The sequence below is a fragment of the Pseudarthrobacter raffinosi genome (genome assembly GCF_023913835.1).
GTDB classification, from domain to species: Bacteria; Actinomycetota; Actinomycetes; order Actinomycetales; family Micrococcaceae; genus Arthrobacter; species Arthrobacter raffinosi.
Genome location: NZ_JAMXBG010000003.1, coordinates 131820 through 156907, shown reverse-complemented (window position 1 = coordinate 156907; position 25088 = coordinate 131820). Strand labels below are relative to the sequence as shown.

Genomic DNA, 25088 nt, shown 5'->3' with positions numbered 1-25088 from the left:
ATGGGCTCGGCGCGCCGATTTGCCCGCCTTTGCGACAATGGACAGGTGACTGTTACCGCAACGCCTCCCGCCCCCAAGCTGGAACTCCCGCCCCTGAAGCTGGGCCCCATCACGGTGGACACCCCCGTGATCCTGGCTCCCATGGCGGGCATCACCAACTCCGCTTTTCGTCGTTTGTGCCGTGAATACGGCGGCGGCCTGTACGTGGCGGAGATGGTCACTTCACGCGCCCTCGTTGAACGCACACCCGAATCCCTGCGCATCATCTCGCACGACGACGACGAAAAAGTCCGCTCCGTCCAGCTGTACGGCGTGGACCCCGTTACCGTGGGCCAGGCAGTGCGCATGCTTGTCGAAGAGGACCGCGCGGACCATATCGACCTGAACTTCGGCTGCCCCGTTCCCAAGGTGACCCGGCGCGGCGGCGGGTCCGCCCTGCCCTGGAAGACCGATCTCTTCACCTCGATTGTCCAGACCGCGGTCAAGGAAGCGTCCAAGGGCAATGTCCCGCTCACCATCAAGATGCGCAAGGGCATCGACGATGACCACCTGACGTACCTCGACGCCGGCCGGATCGCCCGCGATGCCGGGGTCGCCGCCGTCGCTCTCCACGGCCGCACCGCTGCGCAGTTCTACTCCGGCCAGGCCGACTGGACCGCAATCGCCCGCCTGCGCGAGGCGCTCCCGGACATCCCTGTCCTGGGCAACGGCGATATCTGGTCCGCGGAAGATGCTGTCCGGATGGTCCGCGAAACCGGCGTCGACGGCGTGGTGGTGGGCCGTGGCTGCCAGGGCCGCCCGTGGCTGTTCGGCGACCTGATGGCGGCCTTCGAGGGAAGCGATGTCCGCCACCAGCCGGACCTGGGCAAGGTGGCCGAGAGCGTCTACCGGCACGCTGAGCTGATGGTGGAAACCTTCGGTGATGAAGGCAAAGCGCTCCGGGAGATCCGCAAGCACATGGCCTGGTATTTCAAGGGCTATGTGGTGGGCAGTGAACTGCGGACCAAACTGGCCATGGTGACCAGCCTGGAGGTGCTGCGCGACACGCTGGACCAGCTGGACCTGGGCTCGCCGTACCCCGGCGTGGATGCCGAAGGCCCGCGCGGCCGCGCAGGCTCGCCCAAAAAGCCGGCCCTGCCCAAGGACTGGCTGGAATCCCGTGCCCTGAACGCCGCGCAGTCCCAGGACATCTCCGCCGCGGAGCTGGATGTTTCCGGTGGCTGAGACGCGCACCACGGCGCAGGCCCTGCCCGGCTACGAGGCCCACGATTCCGCCCGCTGGGTGGAGGAACCGCCCAAAAACAACTACCGCTCCGACTTTGAGCGGGACCGCGCCCGGGTGCTGCACTCTTCCGCCCTGCGCCGCCTCGGCGCGAAAACGCAGGTAGTTGCCCCGGACACCGACGACTTCGTCCGCACCCGGCTGACCCACAGCCTCGAGGTTGCCCAGGTGGGACGGGAACTGGGCCGCGCCCTGGGCTGCGACCCGGACGTGGTGGACACCGCCTGCCTGAGCCATGACCTGGGGCACCCGCCGTTCGGGCACAACGGCGAGTCCGCCCTGAACGAGGTGGCGCATGCCATCGGCGGCTTCGAAGGCAACGCCCAGACCCTCCGGCTCCTCACCCGGCTGGAGCCCAAGGTCCTGGCCACCGACGGGCGCCCGGCCGGCCTGAACCTCACGAGGGCCAGCCTGGATGCCGCGGCCAAATACCCTTGGTCCGCGCTGAACGCGCCGGTGATCCACGGCCAGCGCACCAGCAAGTTCGGCGCCTATGAGGACGATCTGCCCATCTTCAACTGGATCAGGGAGGGTGCGCCGGAACGCCGCTCGTGCCTGGAGGCGCAGGTTATGGACCTGGCCGACGACATTTCCTATTCCGTGCACGACGTCGAGGACGCGATCGTGGCCGGGCACTTCCAGCTGCGCTGGATGGACAACCCGGACCACCGGGCCCGTGTGGTGGGCTACGCCAAGCAGTGGTACCTCCCGCACAACGACCCCGCCGCGATCGACGCCGCCCTGGCCCGGTTGGAAGCCACCGACGTGTGGGTCCGCGAGGCCGACGGCAGCCGCAAGTCCATGGCCGCCCTGAAGAACATGACTAGCCAGCTGATCGGCCGGTTCTGCCAGAGCGCCCTGGAGGCCACCCGTGCCGTCTACGGCCCGGAAAACCTCACGCGGTACAGCGCCGAGCTGATGGTCCCGGACGAGACGGTCATGGAGATCGCGGTGATGAAGGGCCTGGCCACCACGTTTGTGATGACCACCGAACACCGCCAGCCCATCTACGAGCGCCAGCGCGAGGTGCTGCACGCGCTGGTCACCGCCCTGAACGCCACGGGGGACCGCCACCTGGAGCCGATGTTCGCGGCTGACTGGCGGGACGCGCCCGACGACGGCGCGCGGCTCAGGGTGGTCATCGATCAGGTGGCGTCGCTGACAGACGGCTCGGCGCTGGCAATGTACGAACGGCTTGTGGGGAGCCTTCCCTCGCTGTGGTGACAGACGCCATAGCGACGCGTTCGCTGTCGGACCCCGGGACTAGGATGGCTCTGTGGCTGGCCTGATCAAACGTGAAGACATAGACGAAGTACGCCAGCGCACGGACATCAAGGAAGTGGTTGACGGCTACGTCACGCTCAAGGGTGCCGGGCTGGGAACCTACAAGGGCCTGTGCCCCTTCCACGACGAGCGGTCGCCGTCGTTCACCGTGCGCCCCCAGGTGGGCAGGTACCACTGCTTCGGGTGCGGCGAAGACGGGGACGTCATCGCCTTTGTGCAGAAACAGGACCACACCTCTTTCCACGAGGCAGTGGAAAAGCTGGCGGCCCGCATCGGGTACGAACTGCGCTACGAAGACGGCGGCACCGGCCCCAACCGTGAGGAAGTGGGCAAGCGCCAGCGCCTCCTGGATGCCCACAAAATCGCCGATGAGTACTTCCGCGCCCAGCTGCTGACGCCCGGGGCCGCCGAAGGCCGGAACTTCCTGTTCGGCCGCGGCTTTGACCGCGCCGCCTCGGAGCAGTTCGGCGTGGGCTACGCGCCGCAGGGCTGGGATGCGCTGCTGAAGCACCTGCGCGGCCGTGGCTTCACGGACCAGGAGCTGAAGCTAACGGGCATGTTCTCCGAAGGCAACCGGGGCATCTATGACCGGTTCCGTGGCAGGCTCATCTGGCCCATCCGCGATATCGCCGGCGACACCATCGGCTTCGGCGCCCGCAAACTCTACGAGGACGACCAGGGGCCCAAATACCTCAACACTCCCGAAACCACGCTCTACAAGAAGTCCCAGGTGCTCTACGGGATCGACCTCGCCAAGCGCAGCATCGCCAAAGACCGCCAGCTCGTGGTGGTGGAGGGATACACCGACGTGATGGCCTGCCACCTGGCGGGAATTCCGACGGCGGTGGCCACCTGCGGCACGGCGTTCGGCACCGAGCACATTAAGATCGCCCGCCGCTTGCTATCCGACGACGGCACCGGGGGAGAGGTCATCTTCACCTTTGACGGTGACGCCGCCGGGCAGAAGGCGGCACTGCGTGCCTTCGAGGAAGACCAGCGCTTTACCGCCCAGACCTATGTTGCCGTGGAGCCCACCGGCGCCGACCCCTGCGACCTGCGCCAAAGCAGGGGCGACGCCGCCGTGCAGGACCTGATCGCCACGCGCCGGCCGCTGTTCGAGTTTGCCATCAAGGCCACGCTCAGGCGCCACAACCTGGACACCGTGGAGGGCCGGGTGGCCGCGCTGCGGGAATCGGCTCCGGTGGTGGCGCAGATCCGCGACGCAGCCATCAGGCCCGAGTATGCCCGGGAACTGGCCGGCTGGCTCGGCATCTCGGTTGAAGACGTCAGCCGGGCTGTGGGCGTCGCCATGAAGCGTGCCGCCCCGGGCGGGCCGGCTGCACCGGGAACGCCCGCCGGTGCCCCGGGCCAGATGGCGTCCGCCGCGGCGGGTTCCGCCCAGGCGGGCGGACCCGGCGTGGCTGCCGGGCCGACGTCGGGCGCCGTCCCTTCCTACCAGCGGCCCGACCCCCGGGACCCCGTGGCCTCCATGGAGCGGCAGGCGCTGGAAGTGGCGCTGCAGGAGTCCGCCCTTCTGGGCGGCGGCATCTGGGAGCGCTTCGCGGCCGCACGGTTCGTAACGCCGGCGTTCCAGGCCGTGCACGACGCCATGCGCGCCTCGGGTCCCGGACTTATCGGTGAGCCCCTGCGCTGGGTGGAACAAGTGATGCACGAAGTCCCGGAACCCCTCCGGCCGCTGGTGTCCGAGCTTGCTGTGGTGCCGCTTCCCGCGAGCACCGCTGAAGCCGTCCAGAAGTACTGCAAGGACATTCTGTCCCGGCTGTTCGAGCTCCAGATCACGCGGGTCAAGGCGGACAAGATGGGCCAGCTGCAACGGCTGGATCCGGCAGCGAACCCGGAGGATTTCCAGCGGCTCAACAGGGAACTGATGATGCTCGAAATGGAGCGCCGGGCACTGCGCTCGGACGCCTGAAACGCGCCGATTTCACTCCTGATTTCGCTTCCAGCGGGTGTCTTTGCTAGGCTGGTACCCGCTTCATTCCTCCTTAGCTCAATTGGCAGAGCATTCGACTGTTAATCGAAGGGTTGCTGGTTCAAGTCCAGCAGGAGGAGCGCACAATCCCCGTTCCGGATCTCCGGAACGGGGATTTTTTTATACCCGGGGAGGGTATTTCGTGGTGTACCGCCGCCGATTTCCCATTCCTGGGAAAGCTTTGCTAAGGTCGTACCTGCTTCATTCCTCCTTAGCTCAATTGGCAGAGCATTCGACTGTTAATCGAAGGGTTGCTGGTTCAAGTCCAGCAGGAGGAGCAAACAAACAAAAGATCCCCGGCCTCTGTGAGGGCGGGGATCTTTTGCATTCACACAAAGTCCATTTCCACCTGCAGGAAGCGCTCAGCCTCGGCAATGGCCGCGCGGAAGGCGTCCTGCTCGGTGGGGTACTTGCGGGGCTCGCGCGGATGCCATTCATGGGGTGCTGAATACACGCGGACGAAGCCGGAGGCCGGTGGTGCGTAGAAGATCCCGAAGCGCTGCACGGGCCACTCAGGCGAGGTCTCCGGGGCCACCAGGAGGGCGGCGTTGAAGGCGGCGTTGAACCACTGCGCGATGGGCCGCCGCCGGTCGTCCGTGAAGAGTCCGGCGGCATAGAGGGCCGCGGACTGCTGGCCGGTTTGGGCGCACAGCCGGTCCCACCACATGGGCAATATGCCTGAGTCGCAACGTTGCCATGTGGCCGGGGGCGGCGAGTGGAACTGCCAGCGGGGCACGGATTCATTTTATCGTGGGAAAGCTCCCGGGCGGCAGGGGTGGGCCCTCCCCGGTGGACCGGGATTTGGCGCCACGTCCCAACAGCTAGGGACGGTTCCAGGGGCCCGGGTTGACCCGGTACAGCAGGGCAGCACCTGCCAGCGCGCCGAGGATAATGCCGATGGCGCCACTGCCGAACACGCGCCCAAGGAAGTAACCGGCGACGGCGCCCAGCACCGCCCCGAGGAACAGTCCCCGGGGGTTGCGGTGCGGTTTGCGTTTTGTGGGTTTCATCATTGGGTCGACGGGGTTCAGTGGATCGAGGGCACGCTGCGGGGCCTGACGACCAGCCAGAGGCCCGCTATCGCCACCAGTATGCAAGCGGCCTGAACGGCGCCCATGGGGGTGGAGCTGGTGATGCCCAGCCACCCCGCCACCGGTGAAACCAGGCCGGCCATCAGGAAGGTCGCGGCACCCAGGAGGGACGCGGCCGTCCCGGCCTGTGCGCCGTGGCTGCTCAGGGCCAGCACCTGCACGCAGGGGAATGTAAAGCCTGCGCCCATGATGTAGAACCAGAGCGGAACCATCACACCCCAGAGCCCCAGGCCGGCCTGGTCAAAGACCACGATCAGCAGGGCCATAAGGAACATCCAGGCTGTGGAACAAGCAAGGATCCATTGCGGCGGGACAGTACGGATGAGCCTGGAGCTGGTCTGGACGCCGGCCACAATGCCCAGGGAATTGATGCCGAACAGCAGGCCGTATTCCTGCGGCGAGAACCCGAAAATGTCCTGGAACAGGAACGGCGACGCGGACAGGTAGGTGAAGAGGCCAGCGAAGTTCATGCCGCCCACCACCAACAGGCCCACGAAGATCCGGTCCGTAAAAAGAACTTTGTAGCGCTGGCCGGCGGTCATTCCGGTCAGGCCGCGTTTCTCCGGTGGCAGTGTTTCGCGGACCAAAACGAGCGCGGCGATGATCACCAGGGTGCCGTAGCCGGCCAGGAACACGAAGATTCCCGGCCAGGGCATCACCAGGAGCAGCTGCGATCCGATCACCGGGGCCAGGATCGGTGCCAGCCCGTTCACCAGGGCCATGCGCGAGAACATCCGGACCATGGCATAGCCGGAGAACAGGTCCCGCACCATTGCCATCGCCACCACGCCGCCGCCCGCAGCACCCACGCCCATGAGGACGCGGAAGAGGCCCAGCGTGGAGATATCGGTGGACAGGGCTGCTCCCACGGAGGAGGCAATGTGCAGGGCCGTGGCCAGGATCAGCGGGAGCCGCCGGCCGAACTTGTCGCTGAAGGGGCCCACCACCAGCTGGCCGAGGGCAAAGCCGACGGTGGTGCCGGCCAGTGTCAGCTGAACCTGGGCCTCGGTGACCCCGAGGCTCGCTTCCAGTGCCGGGAACGCAGGCAGGTACAGGTCGATCGTGAACGGACCCAACGCGGTGAGGGCGCCGAGGAGGAGGATGTACAACAGTTTCCGGCGGCGGGTCAGCGAATCGCCCGGATTCGAGGGAGTGGTCACGGAGATCAATCCTAGGCCCCGGAAGTTCCATCTTTCCGGGGTTGCAGGCGCGCCGTGCGGCCAACCCGGAAGTTTGCGCTGAACCTGAATGATAGTTTTGGGGGCGGGACCGTGCTGCCGCGGGCTCCCACAGCACACGGATGCCGAACCAACCAGGCAGCAGACTACGCAACAAGTTAGGCGGGAACCGATGAGCGGACGTCACACCGGGCGCACCAGCCAGGGATTGCGGATCACCGCGCTGCCCAGGACGCTGAAACTTCTTTTCCGTCTGGCCCCTCGCCAACTCAACGATGAAATCGCCTTCGCCAAGATCGAGCTGAAGCGCAAGGGCATCCAGGTAGGTGTCGCCGCAGCCTTCTTCGCCGTTGCGCTTATTTTTGTGGCTTTCCTGGTGGTTGGCCTGATCGTGGCCGCCATTATGGGCCTGGCCACCATCATGCCGGCGTGGCTCGCCGCGCTGCTCGTCTGCGCCCTGTTCCTGGTCATCGCCCTCATTGGCGGCCTGATCGGCGTTCGCAAATTCAAGCAGGCCATGCCCCTGGTCCCGGCCGAGACCATCCGCGGCATCAAACACGATCTCGGCATCGCCAAGGAAGGCTCGGACTTCAACGCCGCGCTGCTCGATCCGGCCAGCCCGGAGGCCAAGGCCGCCAAGGCTGCCAAGGACGAGGCTGCCGCGAAGGCCAAGGCCGAGAAGGAAGCCAAGGCCGAGGCGCACAAAAAAGAGTTCCCGCAGGCCTCCGAACCCGAGCTTCACCGCCGCCTGGAGCAGCGCCGGCGCCACCTGGCCCAGATCCGCGACGAACTGGATACCGAGCTCGACATCAAGCCGCAGGCCATGTTCCTGCTGGGCGCTGCCAAGGAAAAACTGGGGGAGGGCAAGGCTGCCGTCGAACATGGCGCTGCCAAGGCCAGCCAAAAGTTCGCTGACTTCTCCGGATCCCCGGACGGCGCCGGCGTCCGCTGGAAGCCACTTGCCGCACTTGCAGCCTCCGCAACTATCTTTGTGGTGCTCCTGCGCCGGCTGCTGCGGAACCCCTAACAACACAACACGTCACACTGGGCTCTGAAGTCACACTGGGCTCTGAAGTCACACTGGGCTCTAAGGAAGGGGGACGGATTGAGGTTCATCGGCGCTGGTGCGCGGCCCGGCCGCCCCCAGGTTGACCACGACCGCGTCTTCACCATCCCCAACGCCCTGACAGTGCTGCGCTTTATGGGCGTACCACTTTTTGTCTGGCTCGTGCTGGCCCAGAAGGACTATGGGACCGCCGTTGTGGTCCTGGTGGTCATGGCGGGAACCGACTGGATTGATGGCTACGTGGCCCGCCGCTTCGACCAGGCGTCCAAGCTCGGCCGCGTCATGGATCCGCTGGCTGACCGGCTTGCCCTGATCGCGGTGGCGGTCACCCTGGTGATTGCCGGCGTCGTCCATTGGCTGTACCTGGCCGCACTCCTGGTGCCTGACGCCGTGCTCCTGGTGCTGACGCTCTCCTACTTCCGGGGCCACCCGGACCTGCCAGTGAGCCGTGTGGGCAAAGTCCGCACCGGACTCCTGCTCCTGGGCACACCCCTGCTGGTCCTGTCGCGATTGGACACCCCTTTCGCCGGGCCGCTGTATGTTGCGGCCTGGATCGTGCTGGGACTTGGGCTCGCCGGCCACTGGATTGCCGCGTACAACTATTTCTGGGCCATCCTGCGGAAGGGCCGTATGCAGTCCCATCACGACGGCGGCACCGCCTGATGGTATGGGTGGCGGTTCTGCTGGCGGTGCTTGGGGCATTCTGCCTTGCCTTTGGTGCGCAGAAGCAGGGGAGCGCCGTCAAAGCCGACACCGGCGGGCTGGCGCTGAGTTCAAACGGCTTCCTCCGCCTGCTCCGCAATCCGCGGTGGGTGCTGGGACTTCTCCTGCTGTGCCTCGGGATGGGAATGAACGCGGTGGCCCTGGTCTCCGCGCCGCTGACGGTGGTGCAGCCGATCGGCGCCATTGCGCTGGTCATTACCACCGTGGTGAACGCCCGCGACCAGGACATCACCATCAACCGGGCCACCATGGTGTCCATCGCGGCCTGCGTGACAGGTTCCGCACTTTTTGTCCTGCTCGCCGTCAACGTGACGCAGGAGAACCACCATGTGAGCCAGGAGGACGAGCTCACCATCGTGCTGCTGCTGGCACTGGCCGTCGGCGTGTTCGGCACCCTGGCGGTCATGTTCCGGCACCGGATGAGCGCGTTTGTCTACATCCTCGGCGCCGGCGTCCTGTTCGGCTTTGTCGCGGTGCTGACGCGCATCATCGGCAAGCACCTGCTGGACCCCAACGGGCTGGCCCTGCTCAATGTCCAGTGGTATTCGGTGGTGGCCATCGCGGCGGCCGGCGGCCTGGGTTCCTGGTTTGTGCAGAGCGCCTACTCGGGCGGCCCGCCGGACCTTGTCATCGCCGGGCTGACGGTCATCGACCCGATCGTGGGCATCGCCATCGGCATCGTGATCCTGGGCGAGCTGCGCCCGGACGTCCACGCCGTGATGGCGATTGCCATGGCTACGGCTGCTTCGCTTGCTATCGTGGGGGTGATCGCCCTTTCCAGGCACCATCCCGAGGTCACCAAGCGCAGGAAAGATGCGCGGAAGGCGGCGGGCAGGGCGTCCCACTAGCTTGTTACCCAACTCGCGCACCTTCATGACCAGCCGATTCCAAGAGGCCCCGCGCTACCGTGCCGGCGGCCAACCGGTGCGGCCAGCGACAGCTGCCCGTGCCGTGACCTTCAGGAGCTCTTCACGTGACAACGCCCTCTGACCAGCCTCCCCTGACCATCCTGATCGCCGCGGATACGTATCCGCCCCACATCAACGGGGCCGCACAGTTCAGCTACCGCCTGGCCAACGGCATGAGCGGACGCGGCCACAACGTGCATGTGCTGGCTTGCCGGGCGGACGACGGCGCGAGCTTCACCGAGTTCCGCTCCGAGGCCACCGTGCACCGGCTCCGTTCCCACGGGGTCTTCACGCACGAGTACTTCCGCATCTGCTTCCCCTGGGAAATCAAGAAGGAGATCGGCCTCCTTTTCGATCGGATCAAGCCCGATGTGGTGCACATCCAGAGCCACTACATGATCGGCGAGCACGTCCTCTACGAAGCGGCGAAGCGGGGCATCAGGATCGTGGCGACCAACCACTTCATGCCGGAGAACCTGAACCCGTTCCTGCCGTTCCCGCAGTGGTTCAAGGACATCATCGGCAAGATCTCCTGGAAGGACATGGGCAAGGTCATGGGGCAGGCTGACGTCGTCACCACGCCCACACCATTGGCGGCCAAGGCCATGCACCAGCACGCTTTCCTGCACAAGGTGCTCCCACTCTCCAACGGCATTGACTCCGCAGCCTATGAGCTGCAGCCCGGCGAAGTGATCGAACCGCACGCCCATCCAACAGTGGTGTTTGTGGGGCGCCTGGCCGAGGAAAAGCACGTGGACGTGCTCATCAATGCCGTGTCCAAGACCCCCGCGGAGCTCAACGTCCACCTGGAAATTGTGGGCGGCGGCGAAGTCCACGCCGCTCTTGAAGCGCAGGCGGAACGGCTCGGACTGGGGGAGCGGGTGAAATTCCTGGGACTGGCCAGCGATGAGGACCTCCGGGAGGCCTACATCAAGGCGGACCTGTTCTGCATGCCGGGGACCGCGGAGCTTCAGTCACTGGTGACCCTTGAGGCCATGTCTGCCTCCACGCCCGTCCTGTTGGCGGATGCCATGGCACTGCCGCACCTGGTGCGCGACGGCGAGAACGGCTATCTGTTCACACCCAACGACAGCGACGACCTCGCAGCCAAGATCACGCGGATCCTCCAGCTGCCGGCCGAGGAACGGGCGGCAATGGGCCAGGCCAGCCGGCGGATGGTGGAACCGCACAGCATCGAGGGCACGCTACAGACCTTCGAGGACCTCTACCGGGGTGCAAGCTACGACGACAAAGCCCTCTGACAGCGGTCTCGCAGTGGCCCGCTCAAGCCTGCCCGGACCCCGGCGCCCGGACTGTGTGGTCCTGATGCCCGCCACTGTTTGCTAGAGTGTTTTTGCCCTGCTGAAGCTGAAGTCCTCCGCGGACCACGCCGGCAAGGGCAGGGGGGCTATAGCTCAGCTGGTTAGAGCGCGGGACTCATAATCCTAAGGTCCTCGGTTCAAGTCCGAGTAGCCCTACCCAAGCACGACACCGCAGGAACCAAACCATCGTGGAACCGCGGCTGACGAGAGATCGTCGGCCGCGGTTTCTTTCGTTTTCCCGCAATCTGCGGTATGTTACTGACCAGTAACTTACCGAGCCGCTGAGTCCCGGCCTGTCCTGCCATGGCTGGCCTGTCCGCGCTGCTGATCTTTGCGAGGGAACCAAATGTCCAAAGCCTCTGTTGACATCAACAACCTTCCGTACGCCGACGGCGACTTCTTCGCCTTCGAGCAGCTTCTCACCGCCAAGGAGCAGGACCGGCTCGCCGAGATCCGGGGCTTCCTCGCCCGCGAAGTCCGGCCGATTGCCGTGGACTGCTGGAACCGCGGCGAGTTCCCCATGGAGCTCATTCCCAAGCTGGCCGAAATCGACCTGGTGAGCCCTGTGCGGCGCCAGGGCTACTCCAACCTGTTTGCCGGCCTGGTCCATGCCGAGGCCACGCGCGCCGATACCTCCATCGCCACCTTCATGGGCGTGCACGACGGGCTGTTTACCGGCTCCATCGAAGCCCTGGCTTCCCAGGAACAGCAGGACGCCTGGCTCCCGGATATCTATTCGCTGAAGAAGATCGGCGCGTTCGGCCTCACGGAGCCTCTGGGAGGTTCCGACGTAGCCGGCGGCACGCGCACCACAGCACAGCGGAACGGCGACACGTGGATCCTCAATGGCGCCAAGCGCTGGATCGGCAACGCTACTTTCTCGGATTGGGTGGTCGTCTACGCCCGGGACCTCGCCGACAACCAGGTCAAGGGATTCCTTGTGGATACGGCGCTGCCCGGCTTCAGCGCCACCAAGATTGAAAACAAGATCTCCCTTCGGACCGTACAGAACGCGGACATCGTCCTGGAGAACGTGGTGGTTCCGGACTTCTTCAAGCTGGCGGGCGCCAACAGCTTCCGCGACACCAACAAGGTCTTGAAGGTCACGCGGCTGTCCGTCGGCTGGCAGGCAGTCGGACAGCAGCTGGCAGCCTTCGACGTGGCCCGCCGCTACGCCGTGGAACGCCACCAGTTCGGCCGCCCGCTGGCATCATTCCAGCTCGTCCAAAGCCAGCTGGTACAGATCCTCGGGAACGCAGTCAGCTCCATGGGCATGATGGTCCGGCTTTCCCAGCTGGAGGATGCCGGCCAGGCCAAGGACGAACAGTCCGCCCTTGCCAAGGCATTCACCACCGCCGGGATGCGCGAGAGCGTGGCGATCGGCCGTAGCCTCCTGGGCGGCAACGGCATCGTGACCGACTTCGAGATGGCCAAGATATTTGCCGACGCTGAAGCCATCTACTCCTATGAGGGAACCCACGAGATCAACACCCTCGTGACCGGCCGCGCCATCACCGGGATCTCGGCGATCGTCTAGAGCCGTCAGCCGTCAGCCGTCAGCCGTCAGCCGTCAGCGCTCGGCGGTCAGCCAGTGTCCAGCCCCAGGGGCAGCAGGATGGACGGGCGGAGGTCGGTGACGAATTCGAGCGGATTGACGTAGGCGTCCCCCCGCCTCACGCCCCAGTGGACGCAGGCAAGAGCGCCGCAGTGCCCGGGTTGCAGCGTTCCGATGATCTCGCCCTTCGCCACCACGGCCCCGGCCGTGAGCGGGCTTCCGACTGGCTCAAAACTGCTGCGGAGGCCGCCCCCGTGATCGATGGTAATCACGGGGCGGTCCACCACTACTCCCACGAAACTGACGGTGCCGGACTCCGGCGAGGTGACCGGGACGCCGGCGTGCGTCGCCTCAAGGTCCACGCCACGGTGCCCGCTCATCCATGGCTTGTCCGGCGGGTCAAAGGCGCGCAGCACCGCGGGCCTGGGGGAGAGCGGCCACTCCCAGGAGGCGCGCGGCGCTGGAGCCGCCGCGGCCGGTAGTAGCAGCACAGCGGCGAGGGCAAGTATTGCTTTCATAAACCCAGCTTTGCGTGCCGGATCCCGCAGCGGGAGTGCGCACTTCGGCCATGTGGAAAACGCCCGTCGAAGGCCTTCGGGTTGTCCTTCGGCTATTGGCTCCTGTTGTACACTTGGTGGAGCAGTTTGCTGTGCCCTCAACGCTTGCGTCGGCACGCCTCATTCAGGAATGCGGGGGAGCAGCAACTGACTACGCGTATCCAGCCCTCCAAATCTGAAGCCCCGGCTTTGTATGAGGAGGATTGTGTCTCTTGCGGTCAGGGCCTCGCGGTCCTGATGAGAGTCGCAATGGATGCCAGGAGCACGGCCCGCCTTGGGCCACGCTAATTAACCGTCAACTATTGGCAGGGTAAGAGGGCCTGAAAGGCTCTCTCATGAATGACCTGCCGGAAGGAGCGCCGGCATGCCCGTCGTAACTATGCGCCAGCTGCTTGACAGCGGCGTCCACTTTGGACACCAGACCCGTCGTTGGAACCCGAAGATGAAGCGATTCATCTTCACGGAGCGCAACGGCATCTACATCATTGACCTTCAGCAGTCGCTGTCCTACATCGACCGCGCCTACGAGTTCGTAAAGGCCACCGTTGCACACGGCGGCACCGTACTCTTCGTCGGCACCAAGAAGCAGGCCCAGGAATCCATCGCTGAGCAGGCTACCCGTGTTGGACAGCCTTACGTGAACCAGCGCTGGCTCGGCGGTATGCTGACCAACTTCCAGACCGTTTCCAAGCGCATCCAGCGCATGAAGGAACTGGAAGAGATCGACTTCGACGACGTCGCCGGTTCCGCGTACACCAAGAAGGAACTGCTGCTCCTTCGCCGTGAACTCACCAAGCTGGAAACCAACCTCGGCGGTATCCGCAACCTGACCAAGGCACCTTCCGTGCTCTGGATCGTGGACACCAAGAAGGAACACCTGGCCGTTGACGAAGCCAAGAAGCTGAACATCCCGGTTGTGGCCATCCTAGACACCAACTGCGATCCTGACGAAGTCGACTTCCCGATCCCGGGCAACGACGACGCCATCCGCTCCGTGAACCTGCTGACCCGCGTTGTCGCCGACGCCGTTGCTGAGGGCCTCATCGCCCGCCACAACCGCGCCACGGGCACCACGGAAGCTCCGGAAGAGCCGCTGGCTGAGTGGGAGCGCGAACTCCTCGAAGGCAGCAAGACTGAAGAAGCACCTGCCGCTGAGGCTGCTCCGGCTGCTGAAGAAGCTGCCGCTCCGGCAGCCGAAGAAGCTGCTCCGGTTGCCGAGGAAGCTCCGGCTGCTGCCGAGGCTCCCGCCGCCGACGCTGACAAGTAACACTAGTAAATCCGGATTCTCCGGCGCTGCCTGCAGCGCCGGAGCACCTGACAGGATGGCGGCTCACCCGGTGAGCCGCTGTCCTGTCGGTCCGTACACCACATACATTTTCTAGACAGAGGGGTTCACATGGCGAACTACACTGCCGCTGATATCAAGGCTCTGCGCGAGCGCACCGGCGCCGGCATGATGGATGTCAAGAAGGCTCTTGACGAAGCCAACGGTGACGCCGAAAAGGCCATCGAGATCATCCGCATCAAGGGCCTCAAGGGCGCTACCAAGCGCGAAGGCCGCTCCACCGCCGAAGGCCTGGTGGCCGCAAAGGTCAGCAACGGCGTCGGCGTGATGATCGAGGTCAACTGCGAGACCGACTTCGTCGCCAAGGCTGACAAGTTCATCCAGCTGGCCGATAAGGTCCTGGCCGTGGCTGTGGAGTCCGGCGCTGCCGACCTCGACACCCTCCTGGCCATCGAAGTTGACGGCAAGCCGCTGTCCGAGGTTGTCGTCGAAGAAGGCGCAATCCTCGGCGAAAAGGTTGTTGTCCGCAAGCTGTCCCGCATTGAGGGCGGCACTGTTGACGCATACCTGCACAAGACGTCCAAGGATCTCCCGGCCCAGGTCGGCGTCCTGTTCGCTGTTGAGGGTGAAGGCGAAGCCGCTGCCACCGCCGCACACGATATTGCAGTGCACATCGCAGCGATGTCCCCGAACTACCTGACCCGCGAAGACGTTCCGTCCGACCTTGTCGAGTCCGAGCGTCGCATTGCCGAAGAGACCGCCAAGGCTGAAGGCAAGCCCGAGGCCGCAATGTCCAAGATTGTGGAAGGCCGCGTTACGGGCTTCTACAAGGGTGAGGTCCTGGTTGACCAGGCTTTCGCCAAGGACGCCAAGAAGTCTGTGGCGCAGGTCCTCGAAGAGGCCGGCGTCAAGGGCACGTCCTTCGCACGCTTCCGCGTCGGCTCCTAGTCGAATCCGCAAAGGGGTGGCCACTTCGGTGGCCGCCCCTTTTGCATGCACCGGCGAAACGTCCGATGAGACCTTTGGCCACCCGGCACGATAACCTTTTTCAGAGTTCACCAACGGGAAGGCACCCATGGAAGCCGTCAATTCTTCAAGCCAGCCAGAGAAAAGCAGGCGCCGCGTCCTCCTGAAGTTGTCGGGCGAGGTCTTCGGCGGCGGCAAGCTGGGCGTTGATCCCGACACTGTGCGCGACGTCGCCAAGCAGATCGCCGCAGCGGTCCCCGAAGTGGAAGTTGCCATCGTCGTCGGCGGCGGCAACTTCTTCCGCGGCGCGGAACTGTCCCAGGGCGGCATGGACCGCTCGCGCGCCGACTACATGGGCATGCTCGGCACCGTCATGAACTGCCTGGCACTGCAGGACTTCCTGGAGCAGGCCGGCGTTGAAACCCGCGTCCAGAGCGCCATCACCATGGGGCAAGTCGCCGAGGCGTACATTCCCCGCCGGGCCATCCGCCACATGGAAAAGGGCCGAGTGGTCATCTTCGGCGCCGGAGCCGGCCTGCCGTACTTCTCCACGGACACAGTGGCCGCCCAGCGCGCCCTGGAGGTCCACGCGGACGTCGTTCTGATGGCCAAGAGCGGCGTGGACGCCGTCTACACCGCGGATCCCAAGAAGGACCCCACTGCCGAGAAGCTGGACACGCTGAGCTACGACGACGCCCTGCGCCGCGACATCAGGGTCATGGACCAGACCGCGATGACCATGTGCAAGGACAACAACCTGTCCATGGTGGTTTTCGGGATGGAAGGCGAAGGGAACGTCACCCGCGCCATCTTGGGCGAAAAGCTCGGTACCCTGGTGACCCCGTAGCTGCAGCTAGGATGATCTGAGCACGGTTCCATGCCCGCAACCGGGCAACAATGGAACCAGGAACCATGAACCAAGATTGTGCAGGGAACCGGTACCCGGACTGCACTGATTTCTGAGGAGAGACAGTGATCGAAGAAACCTTGCTCGAAGCCGAAGAGAAGATGGACAAGGCGGTAGAGGTAGCCAAGGAAGACTTCGCCTCGATCCGCACCGGACGGGCAAATCCGGGCCTTTACAACAAGGTCCTGGTGGACTACTACGGTTCGCCCACCCCGCTGCAGCAGCTTGCCTCCTTCGCCATTCCGGACGCGCGCACCATCCTCATCACGCCGTTCGATAAGACCGCACTGCGCGACATCGAGCGGGCCCTGAGTGATTCCGAGGTGGGCGCCAACCCCTCCAACGACGGCAACGTCATCAGGATCACCATCCCGGACCTGACCCAGGAACGCCGCAAGGAATACGTCAAGATCGTCAAGACCAAGGGCGAGGACGCGAAGATCTCCATCCGCAACATCCGGCGCAAGGCCAAGGAAACGCTGGACAAGCTCGTCAAAGACGGCGAAGCCGGCGAGGACGAAGGCAGCCGCGCCGAAAAGGAACTGGATGGCCTGACCAAATCGCACGTGGACGGCATCGACGAGCTGCTCAAGCGCAAGGAAGCAGAGCTGCTCGAAGTCTGATGAGCCAGGCAGAGCAGGCGCCCACCCAAAGGGCGCGCACCAGGGGGAAACAGTTGCGGAGCAATCCGACGCCCAAGGCCGGCCGGAATCTTCCGGCAGCCATTGTGGTGGGCCTGGCCATGCTGATCGGCGTGCTGGGCGGCCTGGTTTTCCTCCCGCTCGGATTCGTGGCTGTCACCACAGGGTTCGCGGTCTTCGGAGTCTGGGAGATCTTCCGTGCCCTGGAGGCGAACGGGACCAGGATGCCCATCGTCCCGGTCATGGTGGGTACAGTCGCCATGCCGTTCGCCGCCTATCTCGGCGGACTTGAGAGCCTGCTTTTCGCCATGCTCCTGAGCTGCGTGGCAGTCCTCCTCTGGCGTTCAGTGGAGAACCCTGCCGGATCAGCGAACAGCATCTTTGCCGGCGTGTTCACGCTGGGCTGGGTCCCGTTCTTCATCAGTTTCGCCACGTTGCCGCTGCACGCCGTCGGCGTCGCCACCCCGGTGGGTCTCTGGCCTGGCGGAACCGTGCCGCCCGGGGCCTGGCAGGTGGCCGTGATGCTGCTGCTGGTCGTCTCGAACGACACGTTCGGCTACCTCGTGGGCGCATCGCTGGGCAAACACCCCATGGCCCCGAAGATCAGCCCCAAGAAATCATGGGAAGGCTTCGCCGGCTCCATTGCCGGGGCCGTGCTGATCGGCATCCTTGCCAGCATTCTCCTGCTGGGCAAACCCTGGTGGGTCGGTGTGGTCCTCGCCGTGGGCGTCGTTGCAGCATCCACCGCAGGAGACCTGGCCGAGTCGATGGTCAAACGTGAACTCGGGATCAAGGACATGAGCAGCATCCTGCCCGGACATGGGGGCGTCATGGACCGCCTGGACTCCATCGTCTTCGCCTGTCCCGTGGCCTTTGTGCTGTTCGCACTGGTTGCGGGCGTCTGACGCGACCCTCTCGGACTATCTTCGCCGGACCGCCGGCAGCGCCAATAGACTGGTGCGTAACCTGACCCAGCTGAAGCAACAAAGGAACAACAGTGGCATTGGACTTTCAACGGAAAATCCCCGCGTCGTTTGAGCGCGTGCGGGGCAACGAATTCGGGTACAACGCCAAACAGGTGGACCAGTTCCTCCAGCGGGCCAGGGTGGCACTCGAGACGCCGAAGGCCGCCATCCACGCCGTCACCAGCGCCGATGTCCGGAGCGTCTCCTTTGACCCGGTCAAGGGAGGCTACGCTGCCGCCGTCGTCGACGCAGCGCTGGACCGGCTCGAAGACGCCTTCGCCCGCCGCGAACGGGACGAACTGATCGCCGCCAAGGGCGAGGATGCCTGGCTGCGGGAGATCGGCAGCCTCTCCGGGATCCTCCGGGGCCGCCTCCACCGGCCTGACGGCGAGCGCTTCCGGCGCCCGTCAAAAAAGAAGGCCCGCAGTTACAACACCCTGGACGTGGACAATCTTTGCTACGACCTGATCGGCTACCTCGAAGAGGACAAGCCGCTCAGCGTGGACAATGTCCGCAGGGTGGTCTTCCGTCCCGCCGTGGGCAAGGACGGTTACGAAGAGACCCAGGTTGATGCCTTCCTGGACCGCGCGGTTGAACTCATGGCGGCCATCGACTGACTGCCCGTTAGCTGATCACGGGACTCACCGTTCGGTCACCAACGGCCGTTCGGGAGTGTGCAGCCGGGTCATGACGCGGCTCATGGTCCGCGGAATCCGGTGTTTTGTGCCCCGGGAGACAATCACCGTCACGGCGAAGGCGGCGGGAACCGTCCACGCCGCCGGCTGGGCCAGCCAGAAGGGCGTGCCGGCAGCGCCCAGGACCGTTCCCCACACCATGGCGCCGCCGCAGAGGACGCCGCCGGTCACCATTCCGGCAATGGCGCCGGCATCGGTGAGTCCCCGCCACCAGATGCCCAGCAGAAGCACCGGGCACACAGTGGAGGCGGTAAACGCGAACACCAGGCCCACGCTGCCCGCCAGAGCCAGGGAATCAGTCATCACGGCAAATCCCAGCGGAACCACAGCGGAGACGACGGCGGCGACCCGGAATCCACGCACGCTGCCGCCCAGGACGTCCTGGCTGATCACGCCCGCCAGCGAGACCACCAGGCCCGAGGTGGTGGACAGGAACGCGGCGAAGGCCCCGGCCACCACCAACGCTGAGAGCAGGTCGCCCGCGGTTCCACCGATCAGCTGCCCCGGCAGGAGGAGAACCACCGCGTCGGCCTGCCCTGACCGGGCAAGTTCGGGCGCGAACATCCGCCCCACCAGCCCGTAGGCGGTGGGAAACAGGTAAAAAACGGAGAGCAGCCCGAGCACGATCAGCGTGGTCCGCCGTGCCGAGTGTCCGTCCGGATTCGTGTAGAAGCGGACCAGGACATGGGGGAGTCCCAGCGTGCCGAACAGCAGCGCCACCAGCAGCGAGATGTTCTGGTACGGCCCGGCGGGGGCCAGCCCGGTGGGATTCACGACGGCGGGGGCCACGGCGGCGCTCCCGTCACCGGCGAGCGTGAACACGATGAAGAGGACGGGCACGGCAAGGGCGGTGAGCTTCAGCCAGAACTGGAACGCCTGCACAAACGTAATGGAGCGCATGCCTCCGGCCACAACTGTCAGGCACACCACAACCACCACGGCCACGGAGCCTACCCAGGCCGGCAGCCCGGTGGTGATCCGGATGGTCAAGGCCGCGCCGTGGAGCTGAGGCACTATGTACAGCCAGCCCACCACAACCACCACCACGCTGGTCACACGGCGGACCGCGCGCGAATCCAGCCTCGCCTCGGTGAAGTCCGGGATCGTGTACGCGCCGGAGCGGCGCAGCGGTGCGGCCACAAACAGCAGCAGCATCAGGTAGCCGGCGGTGTAGCCCACGGGAAACCACAGCGCGTCGGTACCGGACAGCAGGATCAGTCCGGCCACGCCCAGGAAACTCGCCGCCGAGAGGTACTCCCCGCCGATGGCCGAGGCGTTCCACCATGGCTTGACGGTCCGGGAAGCCACGTAGAAATCGCCCGTGGTCCGGGAAATCCGCAGGCCGTAAAACCCGATAGCGGCCGTTGCCAGCGAAACCAACACGAGAGCGATCACACCCACTGCGGGATTCATGAGGTGGTCACTCGTCCCCGGCCAGGTCCCGGTAGCGGGCCTCGTTCCGTGCGGCGGTCCGGATATACAGCCAGGCGCTGAGGCCGATGACGGGATAAATGCCTGCACCGAGCAGGATCCAGTCGAACGGGATCCCCGCGATCCGGGTCTCGGCGAGGCCCGGTAGGGCTGCCAGCAGCAACGGGAACGCGCACAGGACCAGCATAAAGCCGATGGCCACCACCACGGCCAGCCGCAGCTGGGAACGGATCAGGGAGCGGACGAAGACCTGCCCCACCTCGGATTCCTCCGCCGCCTCGCGGGACTCCCGGGCCGGCCGGGGTGCCGAGCGCGGAGCGGTGACGCGGACCCGGGTCATGCCTGCGGCCGGATGCGGGTGGCTTCCAGTTTTTCCCTGACCGTGGGAAGGTGGCGGCGGCTGATGGGCAGGCCGGCACCGGCCACCGAGACGCTGGGTTTGTCCGCCGTCAGCTTCATGGACTGCACATGCTTCAGCGCCACGAGGTAGGACCGGTGCGTCCGGATAAACCCGGCCTCGGCCCACTGCTGCTCCAGGTCTGCCAGCGGAACCCGGATGAGATAGCTGGCATCCGCGGTGTGCAGCCGGGCGTAGTCGCCCTGCGCCTGGACGTACGTGACGTCGTCGCGCCTGATCATCCTGGTGGTGCCGCCCTGGTCAACGGTGATCATCTCGGGGGCGGGGCCGCCGCCGTCGCGCAGTAGCTCGCTGATCCGTCCCACCGTCCGGGACAGCCGCTCGGCCCGGACGGGCTTAAGGAGGTAGTCCACGGCGGCAAGCTCGAACGCCTCCAGGGCGCAGTCCTCGTCCGCGGTGACAAACACCACCACCGGCGGCTTGCTGCTGCGCGCGATGGCGCGGGCAACATCAAGGCCGGACACGGCGGGCATGTGAATATCCAGGAAGACGGCGTCAACCGTTGCGGTGTTCAGGGCCCGCAACGCTTCTGTGCCCGAAATGGCCCGGTGGATGACCCCGATCCGGTCATCCTTGCCCAGGAGATAGGCCAGCTCCTCCACGGCGGGTAACTCGTCGTCGGCGACGAGGACATTAATCATGGTCCTACATTAGCCGCCTTGGAAACCAGGCGTTCAGGCGTCGTGGCCGGGCTGGGACTTGGGCACGCGCATGGTGATCAGCGTTCCCTCGCCCGGGGCTGTCTCGATCACCAGGCCGTGCTGGTCCCCGTAAACCTGTCGGAGCCGGGCGTCCACGTTGCGCAGCCCCACGTGGTCGCCGTCGTGGTGCCCTGCCAGCATCGACTGGAGCTCGGCAGGGTCCATCCCCACGCCGTCGTCCTCTATGGTCACTTCCGCATAGGCGCCCGAATCATTGGCCGTGATGGTGATGTGGCCCGCCCCTTCCTTGGCCTCCAGGCCGTGCCTGACGGCGTTCTCCACCAGCGGCTGCAGGCTCAGGAACGGGATGACGGTGCTCAGGACTTCAGGCGCGATCCGCAGGCTGACCTGGACGCGGTCACCGAAACGGGCGCGCTCCAGCAGCAGGTACCGGTCGATGCAGCGCAGTTCCTCCGCCAGCGTGGTGAAGTCACCGTGGCGCCGGAACGAGTACCTCGTAAAATCAGCGAACTCCACCACCAGCTCGCGCGCCCGCTCCGGATCCGTGTTGATGAACGACGCGATGGCGTTCAGCGAGTTGTAGATGAAGTGCGGACTGATCTGGGCACGCAGCGCCCGCACTTCGGCTTCCATCAGCAGCGTCCGGGACGCGTCCAGCTCGGCGAGCTCCACCTGGACGGCCACCCAGTCAGCCACCTCGCTGGTGGCACGGACCAGGCCTGCGCCCGCCGACGGGGCAAACGCCGCCACGACGCCCACCACCCGTGACCCGGCCCGGACCGGAGCGATGACGGCGGCGAGGTTTCCGGAGGCATGGCCCGTCCCCAGGTCCCGCGCCTGGAGCACCGCCGTCCGCCCGCCGATCAGGACGTCCGCAGCCAGTTCCATCAACCGGGGCTTCAGTTCCTCGGCGGCACCGTCCCAGGCCAGCACGCCGGCCGTATCGGTGATGGCCAGCGCATCACAGCCCAGCAAGTTCCTGAGCTGCCGGCTCGCCTTGGCGGCGCCCGCCGGATTGAGGCCCGTACGCAGATGCTGCCCGGCACTCGATGCAGCGTGGAGGGTGTTGTACGTGGCGCGTTCGGCGTCGGTGCCAAGCTCACGGAAGGATCGGAGCAGCTTGATGCCAACACCGACGACGACGGCGATCGCCAAGATGATCACCGCAACGGCGGCTGCAGTCAGGAGGGGGGAGTCCGGCATGGTGCCCAGCGTAGCGGCGGGTGCCGTTAGTCGCAGCATCGTAGCCGTTGAGCGACCGTTCCGGCCATGGCTCTGGAATGTACACCCGCCATACCGCAGAGTGATTGCAGTCACATTGTCCGCATCCTGCCCGCAGGCTGGCCCGTGTGAACCAAGCAAGTCTCAATGAGGAGGAACGATGGGTAACGATGCCCACACTCCGGACGCAGCGGCGTCCGTGGACTTCGAACAGGTCCAGTCGACAGAGCGGTTCCAGGAACTGCGCAAACGTCACCGCAGCTTTGTGTTCCCCATGGCCGTGGCATTCCTGCTGTGGTACTTCGCGTATGTCCTGCTGGCTGACTACGCCGTCGAGTTTATGTCCACCAAAGTGTGGGGCAACATCAACGTCGGCCTGATCCTGGGCCTGCTCCAGTTCGTCTCCACGTTCGCCATCACCGGCTGGTACGTCAGCTACTCCAACCGGAAGCTGGACCCCATCGCGGCCGAGATCCGCAACGAAATCGAAGGCCATGAGTTTGATAAGGACGGCAACGCCGTGAGTGGAGTGACCAAATGATCGGAATTGCCACGGCCGTAGACGTTGCGGACCTTAAGGAAACGACGCTGCTCAACATGGGCATCTTCGGCCTGTTTGTCGCTGTCACCATGGTGATTGTGTTGCGCGCCAGCCGGAACAACAAAACAGCGGCCGACTACTACGCTGCGGGGCGGTCGTTCACCGGTTCCCAGAACGGAACGGCCATTGCCGGCGACTACCTGTCCGCTGCCTCGTTCCTGGGCATCACCGGCGCCATTGCCATCAACGGCTACGACGGCTTTATGTACTCCATCGGCTTCCTGGTGGCTTGGCTGGTTGCCCTGCTGCTGGTGGCGGAACTCCTGCGCAACACCGGTAAGTTCACCATGGCGGATGTCCTTTCCTTCCGGCTCAAGCAGCGCCCGGTCCGCATCGCGGCCGCCATCTCCACGCTGGTCGTCTGCTTCTTCTACCTCCTGGCCCAGATGGCCGGAGCAGGTAGCCTGGTTTCCCTGCTGCTGGGCATCAGCGACTGGGGCGGACAGGCCTTGGTAATCATCGTCGTCGGCGCCCTGATGATCATGTACGTCCTGATCGGCGGGATGAAGGGCACCACCTGGGTCCAGATCATTAAGGCGGTCCTGCTGATCGCCGGCGCTGCCGTGATGACCCTCTGGGTCCTCGCCATCTACGGCTTCAACCTTTCCAGCCTCCTCGGTGCGGCTGTTGAAACCGCCGGCAACCCGGCTGTCCTGAACCCGGGCCTGCAGTACGGCAAGTCTGACACCTCCAAGCTCGACTTCATGTCCCTGGGCCTGGCATTGGTTCTGGGCACGGCCGCCCTGCCGCACGTGCTCATGCGCTTCTACACCGTCCCCACGGCCAAGGAAGCCCGCAAGTCCGTGGTGTGGTCCATCTGGCTGATCGGTCTCTTCTACCTGTTCACCCTGGTGCTCGGTTACGGTGCCGCAGCCCTCGTGGGTGCCGACACCATCAAGTCCGCACCGGGCGGGGTCAACTCGGCTGCACCGCTGCTTGCCTTCTTCCTGGGCGGGCCGCTGCTGCTGGGCTTCATCTCCGCGGTCGCCTTCGCCACCATCCTCGCCGTGGTGGCCGGGCTGACCATCACCGCCGCAGCGTCGTTTGCCCACGACATCTACGCCAGCGTCATCTCCAAGGGAAAGGCCGACGCCGACACCGAGGTTAAGGTGGCGCGGCGCACCGTGGTGGTCATCGGCGTGATGGCCATCCTGGGCGGTATCTTCGCCAACGGCCAGAACGTGGCCTTCCTCGTGGCGCTCGCCTTCGCAGTCGCGGCGTCGGCGAACCTCCCGACCATCATCTACTCGCTGTTCTGGCGCCGGTTCACCACCCAGGGTGCGGTCTGGAGCATGTACGGCGGCCTGGGCTCGGCCATTGTCCTGATTGCCTTCTCGCCGGTGGTTTCCGGCCTGAAGACCTCCATGATCCCGGGGGCCAACTTCGCCTTCTTCCCCTTGAGCAACCCCGGCATTGTGTCCATCCCGCTGGCGTTCCTGCTCGGCTGGCTGGGTACGGTGCTGGACAAGAAGCGCGAGGACGCGGCCAAGCAGGCCGAGATGGAAGTACGCTCCCTGACCGGTGTGGGTGCGGAGAAAGCCGTGGACCACTGATTGATGACTGAGTACCGAACAAGCCGACAGTCCGGAGCAAACTGGGACTTCGGAACCGGCTGACAGTCAGAGAGCCCCTATGCCGCAAAGGCACAGGGGCTCTCTGACGTTCCAGCTGCAGGCGAGCCGCAGGCGACGCTCAGCTGGGGGCGACGTTCAAAAAGGCGGTGGCGTCAGCGCAAAAAGGCGGTGGCGTCAGCGCTGATGGTGGCCCGCCGGCATGGCCGGACCGCCGTGCTGACCATGCGGCACCGCAAACTGGCCCGCTGTGGAAGCGGCGAGTCCCGGCGTCGCGATTCCGGCCACCAGCACGGCACCGGCGAAAGCGGTGAGCAGCAGGATTCCCGGGCGGGCAGCGGCGGGCGCCATGCCGTCGTCGTCCATTCCCCGGAGCCGGCGCCCCTTCAGCCAGGCGCCCGACGCGACAATCATGAGCGTCAGCAGGAGCGCCGCGAGGTGGCTGAGGTGAAGGCTGGACGTGTCGCTGCTGAAGGCAAGGGCCGCCATGTGCGCCCCGGATGCCGTCAGCAGGAACGCCACGGTCCGCCCGGACCCGACAATCCGTCCGCGGTGCAAGGCCAGGACCGTCCAGAGGATCAGGGCCGCTCCCCAGCCGCCGGAGACGACCGCCAGGGCTGGCTGCCAGACGGAGCCGGACACTTTCGGCAACGCGAGGAGGCTTGAGGAAACGGCGAGGTTCACTGAGCCGGCCCCGAATCCTGCGAAGCCGCCGAAGAGCCGGACGGCCGGGACGGCCCATCCCTCTCCTGGCTCGGCAGCCATG

General features: G+C 65.5%; 25 protein-coding genes and 3 tRNA genes. 19 read left to right on the top strand and 9 right to left on the bottom strand.

Annotated elements, in window-relative coordinates; translation table 11 throughout:
• The first annotated feature begins 45 nt into the window (after positions 1-45).
• From dusB to NG697_RS04350, 5 genes are all read left to right on the top strand, one after another.
• Complete coding sequence (dusB, locus tag NG697_RS04370; RefSeq protein WP_252599979.1) at positions 46-1224, top strand: tRNA dihydrouridine synthase DusB; 1179 nt, start codon at positions 46-48, stop codon at positions 1222-1224.
• Positions 1208-2506, top strand: coding sequence for a deoxyguanosinetriphosphate triphosphohydrolase (locus tag NG697_RS04365; RefSeq protein WP_252599980.1), 1299 nt, complete (start codon positions 1208-1210; stop codon positions 2504-2506). The genes dusB and NG697_RS04365 overlap by 17 nt, the downstream gene beginning before the upstream one ends.
• Positions 2507-2558: 52 nt before the next feature.
• Positions 2559-4499 carry a DNA primase gene (gene dnaG / locus NG697_RS04360; RefSeq protein WP_252613683.1) on the top strand — a complete coding sequence of 647 codons (1941 nt, stop codon included), beginning with the start codon at positions 2559-2561 and terminating at the stop codon, positions 4497-4499.
• 67 nt (positions 4500-4566) lie between these two features.
• Positions 4567-4639 (top strand) — tRNA-Asn (locus tag NG697_RS04355).
• Between the two features lie 125 nt (positions 4640-4764).
• Positions 4765-4837, top strand: a tRNA-Asn gene (locus NG697_RS04350).
• Between the two features lie 50 nt (positions 4838-4887).
• On the opposite strand, the gene NG697_RS04345 is transcribed toward NG697_RS04350, so the two are convergent.
• From NG697_RS04345 to NG697_RS04335, 3 genes are all read right to left on the bottom strand, one after another.
• Entirely contained in the window at positions 4888-5295 is a 408-nt protein-coding gene (locus NG697_RS04345; RefSeq protein ID WP_252607866.1) for a hypothetical protein, read from the bottom strand.
• 85 nt (positions 5296-5380) lie between these two features.
• Entirely contained in the window at positions 5381-5572 is a 192-nt protein-coding gene (locus NG697_RS04340; RefSeq protein ID WP_252599983.1) for a hypothetical protein, read from the bottom strand.
• A gap of 14 nt (positions 5573-5586) precedes the next feature.
• A complete protein-coding gene (locus tag NG697_RS04335) occupies positions 5587-6810 on the bottom strand; it encodes a multidrug effflux MFS transporter (RefSeq protein WP_252599984.1) in 1224 nt (407 codons plus the stop codon).
• A gap of 190 nt (positions 6811-7000) precedes the next feature.
• On the opposite strand from NG697_RS04335, the gene NG697_RS04330 reads away from it, so the two are divergent.
• The 6 genes from NG697_RS04330 to NG697_RS04305 all read left to right on the top strand — a co-directional run bounded on the left by NG697_RS04330 (position 7001) and on the right by NG697_RS04305 (position 12384).
• A complete protein-coding gene (locus NG697_RS04330) occupies positions 7001-7855 on the top strand; it encodes a phage holin family protein (RefSeq protein WP_252599985.1) in 855 nt (284 codons plus the stop codon).
• 78 nt (positions 7856-7933) lie between these two features.
• On the top strand, positions 7934-8557 hold the full coding sequence (locus NG697_RS04325; protein WP_252607867.1) for a CDP-alcohol phosphatidyltransferase family protein: 624 nt from the start codon (positions 7934-7936) through the stop codon (positions 8555-8557).
• Positions 8557-9465, top strand: coding sequence for a DMT family transporter (locus NG697_RS04320; protein ID WP_252607868.1), 909 nt, complete (start codon positions 8557-8559; stop codon positions 9463-9465). The genes NG697_RS04325 and NG697_RS04320 overlap by 1 nt, the downstream gene beginning before the upstream one ends.
• Before the next feature lie 125 nt (positions 9466-9590).
• On the top strand, positions 9591-10787 hold the full coding sequence (locus NG697_RS04315) for a glycosyltransferase (RefSeq protein WP_252613682.1): 1197 nt from the start codon (positions 9591-9593) through the stop codon (positions 10785-10787).
• A 142-nt stretch (positions 10788-10929) separates the two neighbouring features.
• A tRNA-Ile gene (locus NG697_RS04310) sits at positions 10930-11003 on the top strand.
• Positions 11004-11193: 190 nt separating this feature from the next.
• Positions 11194-12384 (top strand): acyl-CoA dehydrogenase family protein, encoded by a 1191-nt coding sequence (locus NG697_RS04305; protein WP_252613681.1) that lies wholly within the window; start codon positions 11194-11196, stop codon positions 12382-12384.
• A gap of 47 nt (positions 12385-12431) precedes the next feature.
• Here NG697_RS04305 and NG697_RS04300 read toward each other — a convergent pair whose 3' ends face one another.
• Positions 12432-12920: a murein hydrolase activator EnvC family protein gene (locus NG697_RS04300; RefSeq protein ID WP_252599990.1), complete on the bottom strand. Its 489-nt coding sequence runs from the start codon at positions 12918-12920 to the stop codon at positions 12432-12434.
• Between the two features lie 403 nt (positions 12921-13323).
• Between NG697_RS04300 and rpsB the strand changes: the two genes are divergently transcribed.
• The 6 genes from rpsB (at position 13324) to NG697_RS04270 (ending at position 18340) form a co-directional block, all read left to right on the top strand.
• Positions 13324-14226: a 30S ribosomal protein S2 gene (gene rpsB / locus NG697_RS04295; protein WP_056348267.1), complete on the top strand. Its 903-nt coding sequence runs from the start codon at positions 13324-13326 to the stop codon at positions 14224-14226.
• A gap of 129 nt (positions 14227-14355) precedes the next feature.
• On the top strand, positions 14356-15192 hold the full coding sequence (gene tsf, locus NG697_RS04290; RefSeq protein ID WP_141139971.1) for a translation elongation factor Ts: 837 nt from the start codon (positions 14356-14358) through the stop codon (positions 15190-15192).
• Between the two features lie 127 nt (positions 15193-15319).
• Positions 15320-16057 (top strand): UMP kinase, encoded by a 738-nt coding sequence (gene pyrH / locus NG697_RS04285; protein ID WP_252599992.1) that lies wholly within the window; start codon positions 15320-15322, stop codon positions 16055-16057.
• 125 nt (positions 16058-16182) lie between these two features.
• Positions 16183-16740 (top strand): ribosome recycling factor, encoded by a 558-nt coding sequence (gene frr / locus NG697_RS04280; protein ID WP_056348274.1) that lies wholly within the window; start codon positions 16183-16185, stop codon positions 16738-16740.
• A complete protein-coding gene (locus NG697_RS04275) occupies positions 16740-17663 on the top strand; it encodes a phosphatidate cytidylyltransferase (RefSeq protein ID WP_252613680.1) in 924 nt (307 codons plus the stop codon). The genes frr and NG697_RS04275 overlap by 1 nt, the downstream gene beginning before the upstream one ends.
• A 92-nt stretch (positions 17664-17755) precedes the next feature.
• Entirely contained in the window at positions 17756-18340 is a 585-nt protein-coding gene (locus NG697_RS04270) for a DivIVA domain-containing protein (protein ID WP_252599994.1), read from the top strand.
• Between the two features lie 24 nt (positions 18341-18364).
• On the opposite strand, the gene NG697_RS04265 is transcribed toward NG697_RS04270, so the two are convergent.
• From NG697_RS04265 to NG697_RS04250, 4 genes are read right to left on the bottom strand one after another with little or no spacing between them, the layout of a single operon-like run.
• Positions 18365-19831, bottom strand: coding sequence for a sodium/solute symporter (locus tag NG697_RS04265; RefSeq protein WP_252599995.1), 1467 nt, complete (start codon positions 19829-19831; stop codon positions 18365-18367).
• 7 nt (positions 19832-19838) lie between these two features.
• Complete coding sequence (locus NG697_RS04260) at positions 19839-20189, bottom strand: DUF485 domain-containing protein (protein WP_252599996.1); 351 nt, start codon at positions 20187-20189, stop codon at positions 19839-19841.
• Positions 20186-20908, bottom strand: coding sequence for a LytR/AlgR family response regulator transcription factor (locus tag NG697_RS04255; protein WP_058929530.1), 723 nt, complete (start codon positions 20906-20908; stop codon positions 20186-20188). Before NG697_RS04255 ends, NG697_RS04260 begins: the two co-directional genes overlap by 4 nt.
• Before the next feature lie 33 nt (positions 20909-20941).
• Complete coding sequence (locus NG697_RS04250; protein WP_252613679.1) at positions 20942-22132, bottom strand: sensor histidine kinase; 1191 nt, start codon at positions 22130-22132, stop codon at positions 20942-20944.
• A 178-nt stretch (positions 22133-22310) separates the two neighbouring features.
• Here NG697_RS04250 and NG697_RS04245 point away from each other — a divergent pair, with 178 nt between their 5' ends.
• Positions 22311-22691 carry a DUF485 domain-containing protein gene (locus tag NG697_RS04245; RefSeq protein WP_252599998.1) on the top strand — a complete coding sequence of 127 codons (381 nt, stop codon included), beginning with the start codon at positions 22311-22313 and terminating at the stop codon, positions 22689-22691.
• Entirely contained in the window at positions 22688-24304 is a 1617-nt protein-coding gene (locus tag NG697_RS04240) for a monocarboxylic acid transporter (RefSeq protein ID WP_252599999.1), read from the top strand. Before NG697_RS04245 ends, NG697_RS04240 begins: the two co-directional genes overlap by 4 nt.
• A gap of 195 nt (positions 24305-24499) precedes the next feature.
• Here NG697_RS04240 and NG697_RS04235 read toward each other — a convergent pair whose 3' ends face one another.
• The gene (locus NG697_RS04235; RefSeq protein ID WP_252607874.1) at positions 24500-25087 is read right to left on the bottom strand and encodes a hypothetical protein; all 588 of its coding nucleotides are present in this window, start codon (positions 25085-25087) and stop codon (positions 24500-24502) included.
• Between the last annotated feature and the right edge of the window lies 1 nt (position 25088).

Coding starts and splice junctions, on each gene's coding strand:
- NG697_RS04365 (WP_252599980.1), top strand. CDS start 1,208: ATGTTTCCGGTGGCTGAGACGCGCACCACGGCGCAGGCCCTGCCCGGC.
- NG697_RS04340 (WP_252599983.1), bottom strand. CDS start 5,572: ATGATGAAACCCACAAAACGCAAACCGCACCGCAACCCCCGGGGACTG.
- NG697_RS04330 (WP_252599985.1), top strand. CDS start 7,001: ATGAGCGGACGTCACACCGGGCGCACCAGCCAGGGATTGCGGATCACC.
- NG697_RS04320 (WP_252607868.1), top strand. CDS start 8,557: ATGGTATGGGTGGCGGTTCTGCTGGCGGTGCTTGGGGCATTCTGCCTT.
- NG697_RS04305 (WP_252613681.1), top strand. CDS start 11,194: ATGTCCAAAGCCTCTGTTGACATCAACAACCTTCCGTACGCCGACGGC.
- NG697_RS04300 (WP_252599990.1), bottom strand. CDS start 12,920: ATGAAAGCAATACTTGCCCTCGCCGCTGTGCTGCTACTACCGGCCGCG.
- rpsB (WP_056348267.1), top strand. CDS start 13,324: ATGCCCGTCGTAACTATGCGCCAGCTGCTTGACAGCGGCGTCCACTTT.
- tsf (WP_141139971.1), top strand. CDS start 14,356: ATGGCGAACTACACTGCCGCTGATATCAAGGCTCTGCGCGAGCGCACC.
- pyrH (WP_252599992.1), top strand. CDS start 15,320: ATGGAAGCCGTCAATTCTTCAAGCCAGCCAGAGAAAAGCAGGCGCCGC.
- NG697_RS04275 (WP_252613680.1), top strand. CDS start 16,740: ATGAGCCAGGCAGAGCAGGCGCCCACCCAAAGGGCGCGCACCAGGGGG.
- NG697_RS04265 (WP_252599995.1), bottom strand. CDS start 19,831: ATGAATCCCGCAGTGGGTGTGATCGCTCTCGTGTTGGTTTCGCTGGCA.
- NG697_RS04260 (WP_252599996.1), bottom strand. CDS start 20,189: ATGACCCGGGTCCGCGTCACCGCTCCGCGCTCGGCACCCCGGCCGGCC.
- NG697_RS04255 (WP_058929530.1), bottom strand. CDS start 20,908: ATGATTAATGTCCTCGTCGCCGACGACGAGTTACCCGCCGTGGAGGAG.
- NG697_RS04250 (WP_252613679.1), bottom strand. CDS start 22,132: ATGCCGGACTCCCCCCTCCTGACTGCAGCCGCCGTTGCGGTGATCATC.
- NG697_RS04245 (WP_252599998.1), top strand. CDS start 22,311: ATGGGTAACGATGCCCACACTCCGGACGCAGCGGCGTCCGTGGACTTC.
- NG697_RS04240 (WP_252599999.1), top strand. CDS start 22,688: ATGATCGGAATTGCCACGGCCGTAGACGTTGCGGACCTTAAGGAAACG.
- NG697_RS04235 (WP_252607874.1), bottom strand. CDS start 25,087: ATGGCTGCCGAGCCAGGAGAGGGATGGGCCGTCCCGGCCGTCCGGCTC.